14 protein-coding genes are annotated in these 14,642 nt (G+C 72.7%); 7 read left to right on the plus strand and 7 right to left on the minus strand.

Features of this window, described 5'->3' with window-relative positions; translation table 11 throughout:
• The first annotated feature begins 16 nt into the window (after nucleotides 1–16).
• Genes ACZ7P3_RS12360 through ACZ7P3_RS12370 form a run of 3 tightly spaced genes read left to right on the plus strand, consistent with a single transcriptional unit; the run spans nucleotide 17 to nucleotide 2,928 of the window.
• Nucleotides 17–259, plus strand: coding sequence for a ferredoxin (locus ACZ7P3_RS12360; RefSeq protein WP_472080838.1), 243 nt, complete (start codon nucleotides 17–19; stop codon nucleotides 257–259).
• Nucleotides 249–1,637 carry an NAD(P)/FAD-dependent oxidoreductase gene (locus ACZ7P3_RS12365; protein WP_472080839.1) on the plus strand — a complete coding sequence of 463 codons (1,389 nt, stop codon included), beginning with the start codon at nucleotides 249–251 and terminating at the stop codon, nucleotides 1,635–1,637. Before ACZ7P3_RS12360 ends, ACZ7P3_RS12365 begins: the two co-directional genes overlap by 11 nt.
• 55 nt (nucleotides 1,638–1,692) lie before the next feature.
• Entirely contained in the window at nucleotides 1,693–2,928 is a 1,236-nt protein-coding gene (locus tag ACZ7P3_RS12370; protein ID WP_472080840.1) for a cytochrome P450, read from the plus strand.
• 54 nt (nucleotides 2,929–2,982) lie between these two features.
• On the opposite strand, the gene ACZ7P3_RS12375 is transcribed toward ACZ7P3_RS12370, so the two are convergent.
• Both ACZ7P3_RS12375 and ACZ7P3_RS12380 read right to left on the minus strand, forming a co-directional pair.
• A complete protein-coding gene (locus tag ACZ7P3_RS12375) occupies nucleotides 2,983–3,498 on the minus strand; it encodes an immunity 21 family protein (protein ID WP_472080841.1) in 516 nt (171 codons plus the stop codon).
• Between the two features lie 24 nt (nucleotides 3,499–3,522).
• Complete coding sequence (locus ACZ7P3_RS12380) at nucleotides 3,523–3,996, minus strand: rhodanese-like domain-containing protein (RefSeq protein WP_472080842.1); 474 nt, start codon at nucleotides 3,994–3,996, stop codon at nucleotides 3,523–3,525.
• Between the two features lie 94 nt (nucleotides 3,997–4,090).
• On the opposite strand from ACZ7P3_RS12380, the gene ACZ7P3_RS12385 reads away from it, so the two are divergent.
• The gene (locus ACZ7P3_RS12385; RefSeq protein WP_472080843.1) at nucleotides 4,091–4,537 is read left to right on the plus strand and encodes an Lrp/AsnC family transcriptional regulator; all 447 of its coding nucleotides are present in this window, start codon (nucleotides 4,091–4,093) and stop codon (nucleotides 4,535–4,537) included.
• A gap of 2 nt (nucleotides 4,538–4,539) precedes the next feature.
• Here ACZ7P3_RS12385 and ACZ7P3_RS12390 read toward each other — a convergent pair whose 3' ends face one another.
• The 5 genes from ACZ7P3_RS12390 to ACZ7P3_RS12410 form a co-directional block, all read right to left on the minus strand.
• A complete protein-coding gene (locus tag ACZ7P3_RS12390; protein WP_472080844.1) occupies nucleotides 4,540–7,533 on the minus strand; it encodes an AAA family ATPase in 2,994 nt (997 codons plus the stop codon).
• Complete coding sequence (locus ACZ7P3_RS12395) at nucleotides 7,530–8,693, minus strand: exonuclease SbcCD subunit D (protein ID WP_472080845.1); 1,164 nt, start codon at nucleotides 8,691–8,693, stop codon at nucleotides 7,530–7,532. Before ACZ7P3_RS12395 ends, ACZ7P3_RS12390 begins: the two co-directional genes overlap by 4 nt.
• Nucleotides 8,694–8,800: 107 nt before the next feature.
• Entirely contained in the window at nucleotides 8,801–9,427 is a 627-nt protein-coding gene (locus ACZ7P3_RS12400; protein WP_472080846.1) for a YigZ family protein, read from the minus strand.
• Nucleotides 9,428–9,589: 162 nt separating this feature from the next.
• Nucleotides 9,590–10,144: a SixA phosphatase family protein gene (locus ACZ7P3_RS12405; RefSeq protein WP_472080847.1), complete on the minus strand. Its 555-nt coding sequence runs from the start codon at nucleotides 10,142–10,144 to the stop codon at nucleotides 9,590–9,592.
• Nucleotides 10,141–10,893: a hypothetical protein gene (locus ACZ7P3_RS12410; RefSeq protein WP_472080848.1), complete on the minus strand. Its 753-nt coding sequence runs from the start codon at nucleotides 10,891–10,893 to the stop codon at nucleotides 10,141–10,143. The genes ACZ7P3_RS12405 and ACZ7P3_RS12410 overlap by 4 nt, the downstream gene beginning before the upstream one ends.
• Before the next feature lie 146 nt (nucleotides 10,894–11,039).
• Between ACZ7P3_RS12410 and ACZ7P3_RS12415 the strand changes: the two genes are divergently transcribed.
• The 3 genes from ACZ7P3_RS12415 (at nucleotide 11,040) to ACZ7P3_RS12425 (ending at nucleotide 14,642) form a co-directional block, all read left to right on the plus strand.
• Entirely contained in the window at nucleotides 11,040–11,447 is a 408-nt protein-coding gene (locus ACZ7P3_RS12415) for a CoA-binding protein (protein ID WP_472080849.1), read from the plus strand.
• Nucleotides 11,448–11,675: 228 nt separating this feature from the next.
• Nucleotides 11,676–13,286, plus strand: coding sequence for an APC family permease (locus ACZ7P3_RS12420; protein ID WP_472080850.1), 1,611 nt, complete (start codon nucleotides 11,676–11,678; stop codon nucleotides 13,284–13,286).
• Between the two features lie 96 nt (nucleotides 13,287–13,382).
• Nucleotides 13,383–14,642: a 4-hydroxybenzoate 3-monooxygenase gene (locus ACZ7P3_RS12425; protein ID WP_472080851.1), complete on the plus strand. Its 1,260-nt coding sequence runs from the start codon at nucleotides 13,383–13,385 to the stop codon at nucleotides 14,640–14,642.

Here is a 14,642-nt window from a genome sequence, read left to right on the forward strand (position 1 = left end):
GAAGGGCGGAGCGTCGATGAGGCTCGTCGTCGATCTCAACAAATGTCAGGGATACGCCCAGTGCGCGTTCCTCGCGCCCGACGTCTTCGCGATGCACGGCGAGGAGTCGCTGATCTACAACCCGCGGGCCGAGGAGGAACAGCGGGAGCGGCTGGCGCGCGCCGTCGCCGCCTGCCCGGTGCAGGCGATCACCGCGGACGGGCTGGACGGCACGGGAGACGGTGCCGCATCCGGCCGGGAGGCCTCCGATGGTCACTGACTACCTTGAGTGGCTCCGGCGCGAGGGCCGGATCGTGATCGTGGGCGCCTCGCTGGCCGGTCTGCGGGCCGCCGAGACCCTGCGCGCGGAGGGTTTCGGCGGTGAACTCACGCTGATCGGTGACGAGCCGTACGAGCCCTACGACCGCCCGCCGCTGTCCAAGGGCGTCCTGCTGGGCAAGGCCTCGCCGCACCACACCGAGCTGCCCCACCGCCGGGAGATCGACGCGAAGTGGCGGCTCGGTGTCGCGGCGACCGGACTCGACCTGACGGCCAAGCGGGTACGGCTCGCCGACGGCGACGAGGTGGAGTTCGACCGGCTGCTCATCGCGACCGGGGTGCGCGCCCGGCCCTGGCCGAAGGAGACGGAGGCGCGGCTGGACGGCGTCTTCCTGCTGCGCACCCGCGACGACGCGGCCGGGCTGCTCCAGCGGCTGAAGGCCGGGCCCCGCAGGGTGTTCATCATCGGCGCCGGATTCGCCGGTTCGGAGGTGGCCTCGGCCTGCCGGGAGATGGGCATCCAGGTCACGGTGGCGGAGCGGGCCGGTGGCCCGCTGGTGGGCGCCCTCGGCGGGGTCATCGGCGAGGTCGCCGCCGACCTGCAGACCGAGAACGGCGTGGATCTGCGCACCCGGGTCATGGTGACCTCGCTGGAGGGCGACTCGGTCGGCAGGGTGCGGGCCGTCCATCTGTCCGACGAGAGCATCGTCGAAGCGGACGTGGTGGTCGTCTCGCTGGGTTCGCAGCGCAACACCGAATGGCTGAAGGGGTCGGGGATCGGCGCGGGCCCCCGCGGCGTCGCCTGCGACGCGGGCTGCCGGGCCTTCGACTTCCGGGGCATCGTCACCGACGACGTCTTCGTCGCGGGTGACGTCGCGCGGTCCCCGCACGCGCTGTTCGGCTACCAGTTCCTCTCGCTGGAGCACTGGGGCAACGCCGTGGCCCAGGCCGAGGTCGCCGCGCACAACATGATCAGCCCCAGCAGCGAGCGCCGGCCGCACCTGTGGGTGCCCGCCTTCTGGTCGTCGATGTTCGGCGTGAACATCAAGTCGGTCGGCGTCCCGCCCATGGGCGAGGAGCTGATGATCACGCAGGGCTCGCTCGCCGAGCGCCGGTTCGTCGGCGTCTACGGCTACAAGGGCCGCATCGTCGCCGCCGTGAGCTTCGACAACACCCGGTGGCTGGAGTTCTACCAGCGGGAGATCGAGCGGGGTGCGCCGTTCCCGGTGGAGTACCCGACCGTGGACCGCCGTCCCGAGGGCCGCAAGCCGGTCCCGGCCGACTTCCCCGACCCGTCCCTGCCGACCCACGGCCCGACCGTGACCCTCAGCGGCTACTCACCGACCGACCGGCAGCTGGTCTTCACCCCGGGCCACTGACCGGCACCGGCCACCGCCCTCCACCCGACGGACCTCCACGCCCCAAGGACCCCTCATGACGCACGCCTCGCTCCTGGGCCAGATCACCGACTTCGCGAATCGCGCCAACCCGTATCCGCTGTACGAGGAGCTCCGCAAGACGCCGGTGCTGCACGAGGAGGAGGACGGCCCGTACGCCATCAGCTCGTACTGGGACATCGAGGGCCTGCTCCACGACCCGCGGATCAGCTCGGACGCCACCAATCTCACCGCCGCGGGCCCCGACGAGCTGACCGACCCGGAGCAGACCGGACTGCCGCCGAGCTTCATCCGGCTCGACCCGCCGGAGCACGACCGGCTGCGCCGGATCGCCAACAGCTCCTTCGGTCCGCCGCACCGGCCCCACCGCATCGAGTCCATGCGCGACGACCTCGGACGGGTCGTCGACGGTCTGATCGACGGTTTCGGGGACGCGCACCAGATCGACCTGGTCGACCAGTTCGCCTACCCCTTCCCGGTCACCGCGATCTGCCGGGTGCTCGGGGTGCCGCGCGAGGACGAGCCGCGCTTCCGTGCCTGGGTGGACCCGATCGTCGCCGCCCTGGACCCGGAGACGCGCCAGAGCGGCGACGCCGAGTTCCTGCGGACCGCGCAGGAGTCGCGGATGCAGCTGGGCATGTACCTCGCCGGGCTGGCCGAGCAGCGCACCAAGGAGCCGCGTGACGACATGCTCTCCGACCTGGTGACCAGCCACGGTCCGGACGGCGCCATGACGACGATGGAGCTGCTCGCCACCTCCGTGCTGCTGCTCATCGCGGGTCACGAGACCACGGTCAACCTGATCACCAACGGCATGCTCACGCTGCTGCGCCACCCCGCGTACCTGGAACGGCTGCGCGACGACCCGGGCCTTTCCGTCAAGATCGTCGAGGAGCTGCTGCGCTACGAGCCGCCCGTGCAGCTCCTCCCCCAGCGCACCTGCATCACCGACATCGAGGTGCGCGGTGTCACCATTCCCAAGGGGGCGCGGATCTGGCTCGTGCTCGCCGCGGGCAACCGGGACCCGGAGCGGTTCAAGGACCCCGACCGGTTCGACCCGGACCGCGACGACATCCAGCACCTCGGCTTCGGCAGCGGTATCCACAGCTGCTTCGGCGCTCCGCTGGCCCGCCAGGAGGCCCAGCTCGCCCTGTCCGCACTGGCCCGGCGGCTGGAGAATCCCCGTCTGGTGGAGGACCCGCCGCCCTACCGGAAGAACGCGGTGCTGCGCGGCCCGCGGCATCTGAACATCGCGTTCGACGGGCTGCGTTGACCTCTTCACCGCGCGGACGGAGCGTGCGCCGGGGCACCCCCGTCCGCGGCCGGGTCAGCGGGCGAGCCGTCTGAGCCGGACCAGGCCGACCCAGGTCTCCGGTCCCGGCCGGGCGTACGCGGCGCGCACCGCGTACGGGCCCGGTTCCAGCGCGACTCTCAGGTGTTCTTCGCTGTCGGCGGCGGCGCCCGGCCAGGCCGAGTCGAACAGCACCACCGGGCCGGGCACCTCCCAGCGGATCTCGGGCTCCCACACGGCCGCGTCGAGTGCGGCGGGCACCAGGGCCAGCAGTTCCTCCTCGGAATGCGCGGCGGACCAGCGCACGAAGGTTCCGTGGGCGGGCAGGTAGGAGGTGGCGGCCGGTTCGTCACCGAAGACGAGGGCCACGCTGTCGCCGACCGGGAGCAGGCCGACGTAGCCGTCGACCTCGCAGGCCCGGTCGTAGTCCGTGGCGAGTTCCTCGCTGTCGGCGCCCGACCAGAACGGCAGCACCGTCTCGGGCACCGCTATCAGCGGGCCGCCGCCCGACTCCACCCACTCCAGCGCGCCCGGATCCGCGTATCGAGCCATGGGCAGAACCTACACGGACGGGAGTCAGCAGCCGCACGCGCCTTCCACGGGGGCGGTCAGCGGATCGGCTTCCCGGTGCGCGGGCCCCTGCCCGGTCTCGTACCCGAAGCCCTCCCGGACCCAGTACTCGAAGCCGCCGAGCATCTCCTTGACCCGGTAGCCGAGTTCGGCCAGGGCGAGGGCGGCGCGCGTGGCGCCGTTGCAGCCGGGACCCCAGCAGTACGTCACCACCGGCACGGACTTGTCGAGGAACTGCTCGGCCTGTTCGGGGACGAGTGCGGTCGGCAGGTGCAGCGCGCCGGGGATGTGCCCCTGGTCCCAGCTCTCGGTGGAGCGGGAGTCGACCAGGACGAAGCCGGGGTCGCCCCCGGCCGCGAGCGAGGCGGCCACGTCGGAGACGTCGGCGTGGAAGGCGAGGCTCGCCCGGAAGTGGGCGGCGGCTTCGGCGGGCGCGGCGGGGGCGACGCGCAGGACGGGGTTCAGGGTGTCGGTGGTCATGGCTGAAAATCTATGACCCCGGACCTGTCCCCGGAAGGCACGATCCCCGGCCTTCCCCTTGATCGGCCGGGGATCCCCCTGCTATTCATCCAGGATGACCGCGTATTCCCCGGACGCCACCGACTGGCGCATCCTCGATGTCCTCCAGCGGGACGGACGCGCCAGCTACGCCGAGCTGGCGCGCGCCGTCGCGATGTCACCGAGCGCGGTGACCGAGCGGGTGCGCCGCCTGGAGGAGGCCGGCGTCATCCAGGGCTATGCGGCGGTCGTGGACCCCGAGCGCCTGGGCCTGTCGATCCTCGCGTTTGTGCGCCTGAGGTACCCGAACGGCAACTACAAGCCGTTCCACGACCTGGTGGCCGCGACCCCGGAGATCCTGGAGGCGCACCATGTGACCGGCGACGACTGCTTCGTCATCAAGGTGGCCGCGCGGTCCATGCCTCACCTGGAAGAGATATCGGGGAGGATCGGCGCCCTGGGTTCGGTGACCACCAGCGTGGTGTACTCCTCGCCCCTGCCCCGACGGCCACTGGGCCACTGACCTCACCCGGCACCCCGGAGGCGCAGGGCGGACCCCGTTCTCTCCTTCACCACCTCCAACTGTGCGTGGATCCGCCGGCGGAGGTCCGCGACATGGCTGACGATGCCTACGCTGCGGTCGCGTTCGCGCAGGGAGTCGAGGACGTCGAGGACCTCGTCGAGGGTCTGGTCGTCGAGGCTGCCGAAGCCCTCGTCGATGAAGAGGGTGTCCAGCCGGACGCCTCCGGCCTCGTCGGTGACGACGTCGGCCAGGCCGAGGGCGAGGGCGAGCGAGGCGAAGAAGGTCTCGCCGCCGGACAGGGTGGCCGTGTCCCGCTCGCGGCCGGTCCAGGCGTCCACGACATGCAGCCCGAGACCGCTGCGGCCGCGGCCGCTGCGGTCGTCCGAGTGGACGAGGGTGTAGCGGCCGGAGGACATGCGCTGCAGACGCACCGTGGCGGCGGCCGCGACCTGTTCCAGACGGGCCGCCAGGACATACGACTCCAGGCGCATCTTGCGTTCGTTGTCGGCCGAGGTGCCCGCGGTGAGGGCGGCCAGGCGGGCCACCCGGTCGTACTCCTCGCGCAGTGGGGCGAGGAGGCGTACGCCTTCGGTGGCGCGGGCGGAGAGCCGGTCCAGTTCGGTGCAGCAGCGGGCGGCCGCGTCGCGCGCGGAGGCCGCCGTGCGCAGGCGCCGCTCCGCCTCGGCCGCGGTCCGCTCCGCCGTGGCCAGCTCGGCGGGCGGCTGCTGGGCGGCGGCCGCGGTGTCGGCCTCGGCCAGGACGGCCCGTACGGCGGCTTCCTCCGACTGCCGGTCGTCCAGGCGGTGTTGCAGCTCGCGGTGGGCGGCGTCGTCCAGGAGGGCGGCGGCCGCGGCCTGCGGGGTGTCGAAGCCCGCGCGGTAGGCGGCGTCGGCGAGACGGGCGTCGGCGTCCTTGAGCCGCTGGGCCGCGTCCTCGGCGGCGCGCGCGGCATCGGCGGCGTCGGTGAGCAGCGCCGTCTGCCGCTCCAGCTGTGCGGCCCGGGCGGCCACGCTGTCGGCGGCTCCGCGCGCCTGTGCCAGCTCGTCCTCCAGGGCTGTCCGTTCGTGCTCCAGGCTCTCGCGGCGGGTGAGCCGGGAGGCGGTCCGCAGGGCGGCCTGCTGGCGGTCGGCCAGGCGCCGCTCGCGCTCGTGCTCGGCCCTGCGCAGCTCCTCGTGGGCCGTGTGCAGGGCCGAGGCGTCGCGGCGGGCGCGCGCGTACCCCTGTTCCAGTGTGTCGGCCTCGGCGGCGAGCCGGGCTGTCGGAGTGTCGCCGGCCTCGGCGGTGGCGGCGGCCAGGGCCTCGCGTACGACGCCGAGACGGCGCTCGTCCTCTGTGTGCTGTTCGTCGGCCCGCCGGCAGGCGGCGAGCGCGCGCTCCTCGGCCTCGCGGTCGACGTGTCCGGCGACCTTGCGGGCGGGCGCGGGATGTTCGGTGGCTCCGCAGACGGCGCAGGGATCGCCGTCGGTGAGGTGGGCCGCCAGTTCGGCGGCGATGCCGTTCAGGCGCTGTTCCCTGAGGTCGAGCCAGTGGGTGCGCGCGTCCAGTGCCCGCTGTCCGGAGGCGAGCGCACGGCGCCGCGCCTCTTCCAGGTCGGCGGCCAACTCGTCGCGGGTGCGGGCGGCGTTGAGGCGCCGCCGCGCGGGTTCGCGCTGGACGGAGAGCTGTTCGGCGCGGGTGGCTGCCTCCTGGGCGGACTCGATACGGGTCTGCAGGGCCGCGCGTGTGGTGTCCCAGTCGGCGAGCCAGGCCTCGGCCTCGCGCAGTACGTCCTCGTCGGCGCGTTCCTGCCGCTCCAGTCCGGCCCGCTCGTCGACCAGTTCGGCGAGCCGCCGTTCGGCGCGCCGGGCCGATTCCAGGCCGCCCAGCTGCTCGGCGGCGGTGCGCGCGGCGGCCGCGAGGCCCGCGGGGCCGGCGTCGGCGAAAGTGTCGGGGAGCGTCCCGCGCGCGCGTGCCTCGCTCTCGGCGGCCCTGTGGTGCTCGGTCTCGACGGCGTCCCGCAGCTCCAGGGCGGGTGCCACGGTCTCCGCCTTGCGGGCGCGCTCCATGCGCCGCTGTGCCTCGTGGTGCGCGCCGGCCCGCTCCTGAAGGAGTTCGGCGCGCCGACGCGCCTCGGCGAACCGGTCCTGCAGGCGGGCGAGTTCACGTAGGTCGCCCAGGGCGTGCCGAGCCGTGGCGTGGGCGGACTCGGCGGTGCTCAGGAGGCAGTGGGCAACGGTGAGGCGTTCGCGGGCGGTGCTGCGGGCGACGGCGGCGGCCTCCAGGACGGTCTCGGCCAGGCCCGGCTCGCCGGGGCTCAGCTCGGGCAGCTCCATGGCGTCGCCCGCCTCCTGCTGCATGCGGTGGGCGTCCGCGAGAAGTGTGGCGTCGCCTTCCCGCACCCGGGCCTCGGTCGTGCGCCGGCGCTCGGCGAGCCGCTTCTCGACGTCGGCGAAGCGCTGGGTGTCGAAGAGCCGGCCCAGCAGGCGGCCGCGGGCCTCGGCGTCGGCGCGCAGGAAGCGGGCGAAGTCGCCCTGGGGCAGCAGGACGACCTGGCAGAACTGCTCGCGGCTCATGCCCAGCAGCTGGGTGATCTCCTCGCCGATCTCCTGGTGGGAGCGGCTGAGATCCTTCCAGGTGCCGGCCGGGGCGTCGTACTCGCGCAGCCAGGTCTGGGCCTTGTCGACCGTCGTGCCCTTGCCCCGCAGCTTGGGCCGCTCCCACGGCGGCTGCCGGGTGATCTCCAGCCGCCGCCCCGCGACGGTGAGTTCGAGCCGGACCGCGGTGCGGGTGCCCGCCTCGGCGTGGTCGCTGCGCAGATTCACGCCCTGGCTGCTCTGGCGGGCGCCGGGGACGGAGCCGTAGAGGGCGTAGCAGACGGCGTCCAGGACGGAGGTCTTGCCGGCGCCGGTGGGGCCGTGCAGCAGGAACAGTCCGGCGGCGGACAGGGTGTCGAAGTCGACCGTCTGCGTCGCGCCGAAGGGCCCGAAGGCGGTGATGTCGAGCCGGTGCAGCCTCACCGCGCCACCTCCCGCACGACGGCGTCGGCGCGCACCGCGTCGAAGGCCTCGCCGAGCACGGCCGTCTCCCTGAGGTCCGGTCCGGCGCCGCGCACATGGGCCACGAAGTCCTGGGCGACCTGCTGGTCGCTGCGGCCCGCGAGCCGTCGGGCGTACGACACCTGGGGATCGTCCGGGGTCCGCTCGGGGGCGAAGACCAGGCTGAGGACGTGCGGGAAGCGCTCGGTGAGCCGGGCCATGGGGTCGGCGGGGCGGACGGGGTCGGTGAGCGTGGCCTCGACCCAGGCGTCCTCGTGGCGGGCCAGTCCGGGATCGCCGAGGAGGTCGTCGAGGGTGCCCCGGACGCGGGCCAGCGGGCGGGGCACCGGGCAGCTGACGCGCTCGGCGGTGACGGAGCCGTCGGCGTCCAGGTCGACGAGCCACATGCTCTTGTGGTGGTCGGCCTCGGAGAAGGAGTACGCGAGCGGGGAGCCGGCGTAGCGCACCCGGTCGGTGAGCGTCTGGCAGCCGTGCAGATGCCCCAGCGCCACGTAGTCGACGCCGTCGAAGACGGCGGCCGGCACGGCGGCCACGCCGCCGACGGTGATGTCCCGCTCGCTGTCGCTGGCCCGGCCGCCGGTGACGAAGGCGTGGGCGAGGACGACGGAGCGGGTGCCCCGGGCGCGGGTGGCGAGGTCGGCACGGACCCGGTCCATGGCGGCGGCGAGCACGGCCTCGTGCCCCGCCCTCTCCACCGCGAACTCGTCCCTGACCAGGGCGGGCTCAAGGTACGGCAGACCGTAGAAGGCCACGTCGCCGTGGGCGTCCGGCAGTACGACCGGGGTGCCGACGGCGGACGGCTCGGTGCGCAGATGGATGCCCGCGCGGTCGATGAGTCTGGCGCCGACGCCGAGCCGGCGGGCCGAGTCGTGGTTGCCCGAGATCATCACGGTCGGCACGCCGAGGTCCGCGAGGCGCTGCAGGGCGTCGTCGAACAGCTCGACCGCGGCGAGCGGGGGCACCGCGCGGTCGTACACGTCTCCCGACACGACCACGGCGTCCACCGCGCGCTCGCGCACGGTGGTGACGAGGTGACCGATGAACTCGGCCTGGGCCCCGAGCATGCTCACCCGGTGGAAGGCCCGGCCGAGATGCCAGTCGGACGTGTGCAGGAGTCTCATGATCCCCGAGACTAACGGCCGGGTCTGACATCACGGGCGGTTACGCCCGTACCAGCCCGTCATGACCCGCCCACCAGGAGCCCGTTATGCCCGTTTAACGAAAAAAGTCATGCATCTCCGTAGGCTTCTCCGCCCAGTTCGAAGCCGGCCGTGCCCGCCGTCACATCGGCGAGCCACGCACGGAAGGCGTCCACGTCGGCGTCCGGCAGGCCGATCTCGATGGTGACGGCCTCGCCGTAGCGGACGTCCCGGACCTCACGTCCGGTGGAGCGCAGGTCGTTCTGGACCTTGCCCGCGCGCTGGTGGTCGACGGTCACCGTGGCCAGCCGGAACCGGCGCCGGGTGAGCGTGCCCAGCTCGTCCAGGGCCTCGCCGACCGCTCCGCCGTAGGCCCTGATGAGCCCGCCGGCGCCCAGCTTGACCCCGCCGTAGTAGCGGGTGACGACGGCGACGACGTACCGCATGTCGCGGCGCAGCAGCATCTGGAGCATCGGGACGCCCGCCGTGCCGCCCGGCTCGCCGTCGTCGCCGGCCTTCTGCACGGCCGCCTGGGCGCCGATGACGTACGCCCAGCAGTTGTGGGAGGCGTCGGCATGCTCCTTGCGGACGGAGGCGATGAACTCCTGGGCCTCCTGTTCGGTGGCCGCCGGGGCGAGGGCGCACAGGAAGCGGGAGCGGTTGATCTCGGTCTCGTGCACGCCCGCGCGGGCCACTGTGCGGTACTCGTCCTGCATCACGCCAGCCTATGCGGAGCGGCGCGAGCCCTCCGTGCCGCTCCCCTCTTCTTCTGCTCCCGTGCTCCTGCTCTTCCGCTACTCCTGGTCCTGCGCCTTCCTTCCGCTACTCCTGGTCCTGCGCCTTCCTTCCGCTACTCCTGGTCCTGCGCCTTCCTTCCGCTACTCCTGGTCCTGCGTCTTCCTTCCGCGCGGCACGGTGAACGACGTCAGCAGGGCCGTGCCGGGGGCGAGGGCCGGCCAGCCGGTGCCGCGCCAGGCCAGCACGGCGATCGCGGAGGTCGGGAACTTCACCCGCACCCGGTCGAGCGTGTCGTCCAGTCCGTCCCCGGCCAGCTCCACGATCAGCTCCTCCAGAGCCGGGTTGTGGCCGACGAGCAGCAGCGTCTCCACCTCGCGCGGCGTCTCGTGCACGACGTCCAGGAGGTCGCTCGCGTCGGCCGCGTACAGCCTCCGGTCGTAGCGCACCGGCGGCGGAGTGCCCCACTGGCCGGAGGCCAGCTCCCAGGTACGGCGGGCTCGCACGGCGGTGGAGCACAGGGCGAGGTCGGGCAGGCAGTCGCCCTCGGCGAGGGCGCGGCCGACCGCCGGGGCGTCCCGCAGGCCGCGCGGTGCCAGCGGACGCCGGTGGTCCTCGACGTTCTCGGGCCAGGCCGACTTGGCGTGCCGCAGGACGACCAGCCGGCGCAGCGGGCCCGCACCCGCACGCTCGATCATGCGAACCTGCCGAGGTCACGGGCGAGGTCGAGGGCGAGCAGGCGGTCCGCGTAGACGTACGTCTCGAACCGGGCCCCGTCGGGCAGCCCCGGCGCACGCTCCACATCCCGCAGCACGTCCAGCACCCCGGGCAGATCCAGATCGTCCTCCCAGGCCGACCGCAGACGCGCCCGGACCTCGTCGGGCACCGGCCGCGAGGGCTGCCGCGCCCATCCGGCGACGGCGCGCCGCCAGTGGGCCAGGGCCTGCGCGGCCTCCTCGAGCCGGCCGTCGTCCAGCCGTACCGCCGTGTTCCGCGGCACGGAGAGGAGGGCGAGGCGCAGGGAGGTGGGGTCGGAGAGGAGGACCGGGAGATCGAGTGGGTCGGGCGGCTCCGCGGCCGCCCAGGCCACCGGGGCGACGGCCAGCAGGGGACCCTCGCCAGGGGGGTCCTCGGTGCTCTCCGCCACGACGTGGATCACCTGGGCCTCGCCCAGCCCGGATGCGAGGTCGCGGCCGTCCTCGAAGGGGCGGATGGCCAGGGTCGTCGCGGCGGTGCGCAGCTCCGCGTGCCGGTGGGGCGCGGTGAGGATGGTCCAGACGGGGGTGCCGCCGAGTTCCAGGGCGCGGACCAGCAGGTCGGCGGTGAGCAGCACACGCAGGGCGGTCAGGTCGAGGCCCGAGGCGTAGGCCTCGATGCGGGTCAGGCCGCGGCGGGCGGGCGCGGCGGAGGCGGGCTCACCGGTTCGGGCGTCGAGGATGTGCAGCACGGCCCGAGCGTAGGCGCGCGAGCGGCCGTACGCAGGCACCTTGCGCCGATTCCGGACACCGTGGCGGGCCGCCGGGGCGGGAATCCGCAGCTGACGGGCACTGTTGCCCCGACGGGAGTTCCCCCGCTCAGCCCGAGGAGGCGGCCGTGTACGGCGACGAAGAGACCATCCGCAAGATCCTGACCGAGCTGGGTGACACCTGGGCCGTGGTCGGCCTGTCCGCCAACCGCAGCCGGGCCGCGTACGGCGTGGCGCAGGTGCTGCAGCGCTACGGCAAACGGATCGTGCCCGTGCATCCGAAGGCGGAGACGGTGCACGGCGAGCGCGGCTACGCCTCTCTCGCGGACATCCCGTTCGAGGTGGACGTGGTCGACGTCTTCGTCAACGGCTCGCTGGCCGGAGCGGTGGCCGACGAGGCCGTCGCGAAGGGGGCCGGGGCGGTCTGGTTCCAGCTCGGTGTCGTCGACGAGGTTGCCTGGGCGCGGACCCGGGCAGCGGGTCTTGAGATGGTCATGGACCGGTGCCCGGCGATCGAAATTCCCCTCTTGACCTAGTGTTACTCCTCCTTCATCACAATCCTCCGCTGAATATTGACATTCGACTAGGCGTCTGACCTGTGCGAAGTCTGTCCCCAAGACGGACAAGATCCTGGGTCAAGATTTGGTAAGTAGCCTTTTGCCGATGCGGAAAGCGTTCCTAGCCTGTGGCCTCCTTCCCCGTTAATTCCGCGTTTACGATCTGAGAGGCCACTTGACATGGCGAAAGTCGACCATGCAGCGCCTATGGACACGGTCCAGGCCGGCGGCCTGCGCCGCGACGTCGGCCTGATCGGTCTGATGTGGGCCTCCGTGGGCTCCATCATCGGCTCCGGCTGGCTGTTCGGTGCCGAGAAGGCGGTCGTGGTGGCCGGTCCCGCGGCGATCATCTCGTGGGTGATCGGCGCGGTGGCCATCGTGCTGCTGGCGCTGGTGCACGCCGAGCTCGGCGGCATGTTCCCCGTGGCCGGCGGCACGGCCCGCTACCCGCACTACGCGTTCGGCGGCCTGGCCGGCATGTCGTTCGGCTGGTTCTCCTGGCTCCAGGCGGCCACCGTGGCACCGATCGAGGTCGAGGCCATGATCGGCTACGCCAAGCACTGGAGCTGGGCCGACGGGCTGCAGCGCGCCAACGGCACGCTCACGGCCAGCGGCATCATCACCGCGGTCGTCCTGATGGCGGTCTTCGTCGCGGTCAACTTCCTCGGCGTCCGAGTCCTGGCGCACACCAACAGCGCCGCCACCTGGTGGAAGATCGCCGTCCCGCTCGTCGCGATCTTCGTCATCGCCATCGGCAACTTCCACCCGGGCAACTTCACGTCCGAGGGCTTCGCCCCGTTCGGCGCCAAGGGCATCCTCGGCGCGATCAGCTCCAGCGGCATCATCTTCGCGCTGCTCGGCTTCGAGCAGGCGATCCAGCTGGCCGGCGAGAGCCGCAACCCGAAGCGTGACCTGCCCCGCGCGACCCTCGGATCGGTCGCGATCGGCTCGGTGATCTACATCCTGCTCCAGGTCGTGTTCATCGTCGCGCTGCCGCACAGCTCCTTCGCGCACGGCTGGGGCAAGCTCGACTTCCCCGGCATCAGCGGCCCCTGGGCGGGTCTGGCCACGCTGGTGGGCATCGGCTGGCTGAGCTTCGTCCTCTACGCCGACGCGATCATCTCCCCCGGCGGCACCGGCCTGATCTACACCACGGCCACCTCCCGCATCTCCTACGGCCTGGCCAAGAACGGCTACGCGCCGAAGCTGTTCGCCAAGACGGACTCGCGCGGCGTGCCGTGGTTCGGCCTCGTGGTCTCGTTCGTGACCGGTGTGATCTGCTTCCTGCCGTTCCCCAGCTGGCAGGAGCTGGTCAGCTTCATCACCTCGGCGAGCGTCCTGATGTACGCGGGCGCGCCGCTGGCGTACGGCGTCTTCGCCGACCGTCTGCCGCACCACGAGCGCCCGTACCGTCTGCCCTTCGGCAAGTTCGTCTCGCCCCTGTCGTTCGTGGTCGCCAACCTGATCATCTTCTGGTCCGGCTGGGACACCCTGTGGCGCCTCGGCGCCGCGATCCTGATCGGCTACGTGCTGCTCGGCTCCTACGCCTGGTACGCGATCCGCAAGGACCTGCCCGACGCGCCCCGGCTGGACTTCAAGGCCGCGCAGTGGCTGCCCGCGTACCTGGCGGGCCTCGGCGTGATCTCCTACCTGAGCACCTTCGGCGGCGACGGCACCATCCCGCTGTACTGGGACATCCTGGTCGTGGCGGTCTTCTCGCTCGGCATCTACTACTGGGCCAAGGCCACCGCCTCGCAGCCCGAGGCGATCGAGCGCAGCATCGAGGAGGTCGTGGTCACCGACGCTCCGGCGCACTGACCCCGAACCCCTCCGGGTGTCCCGTCGGCCGCGGCACTTCCGCCGCGGCCGACGGGACACCGTCATGCCAGGACGGCGATCTCCCATAATGCGGGGGTGATCTCCCCTTCCCCCCACACCGGTTCCGCGCCCGAGGAACGCCGTACGGTCGTCGTCGTGGGCGCCGGGCCCGCCGGGCTCACCATCGGCGCCCTCCTGCGGGCCGCATCCGTCGACTGCGTGGTCCTGGAGACCGAGAGCAGGCAGTTCATCGAGACCCGTCCGAGAGCGGGCGTCATCGAGGAATGGGCCGTGCGCGAACTCGACCGGCGGGGCCTGGCGGCGCACCTGCTGGAGCGGGCCCAGGTGCACGACACATGCGAGTTCCGCTTCGGCGGCGAACGGTACCGGCTCCCCTACGGCGACCTGACGGGCCGGCACCACTTCGTCCACCCGCAGCCGCTGCTGGTGACGGACCTGGTGCGGGAGTACGCCGACGTGCGCGGCGGCGACATCCGCTTCGGCGTACGGGACGTACGGCTGCACGACCTGGACTCGGACCGGCCGGCGGTGTCGTACCGGTGTCCGCGGACGGGTGAACGACGGCTGCTGCGCTGCGACTTCGTCGCGGGCTGCGACGGCGCGCGCGGCGTGACGCGGGAGGCGATACCGCCCCGGCGGATGCGGATCGCCCGGCAGGACGACGGCATCGGCTGGCTGGCACTGCTCGCCGAGGCCCCGCCCTCCTCCGACTGCGTGCTCTTCGGTGTCCATCCGCACGGTTTCGCCGGGCACATGGCCCGCAGCCCCGAGGTCACCCGCTACTACCTGCAGTGTCCGCCCGGCGACGATCCGGAGAACTGGCCGCACGAGCGGGTCTGGGCCGAGCTGCGGACCCGGCTCGGCGCGGACGGGGCACCGCCGCTGACGGAGGGCCGGCTGATCGAGAAACGGGTGCTGGACATGCACCATTACGTCGTCGAACCCCTCGCCCACGGGCGGCTGTTGCTTGCGGGGGACGCCGGTCACCTCACGGCACCGATCGCGGCGAAGGGCATGAACCTCGCCCTGCACGACGCCTTCCTGCTCGGCGACGCGCTCGTCGCGTACGTCACCCGGGGCGACGAAAGCGGCCTGGAGGGCTACTCGGAGGCGTCCTTGCGGCGGGTGTGGGACTACCAGGAGTTCTCGCAGTGGCTGTCGGACATCTATCACGGTGTCGCCTCGGGCGACCCGTTCCGGGCGGGCACCACGCTCGCCCGGCTGCGGCGCCTGTTCACCTCGCCCGCCGCGGCGGCGGCCTTCGCCGAGCAGTACCTGGGCGCGTCTCAGTACCTGGGCGCGTCGCAGTACCTGGGCGCGTCCGCCGCGTTCTGA

Source organism: Streptomyces sp. NPDC107581, from assembly GCF_055657175.1.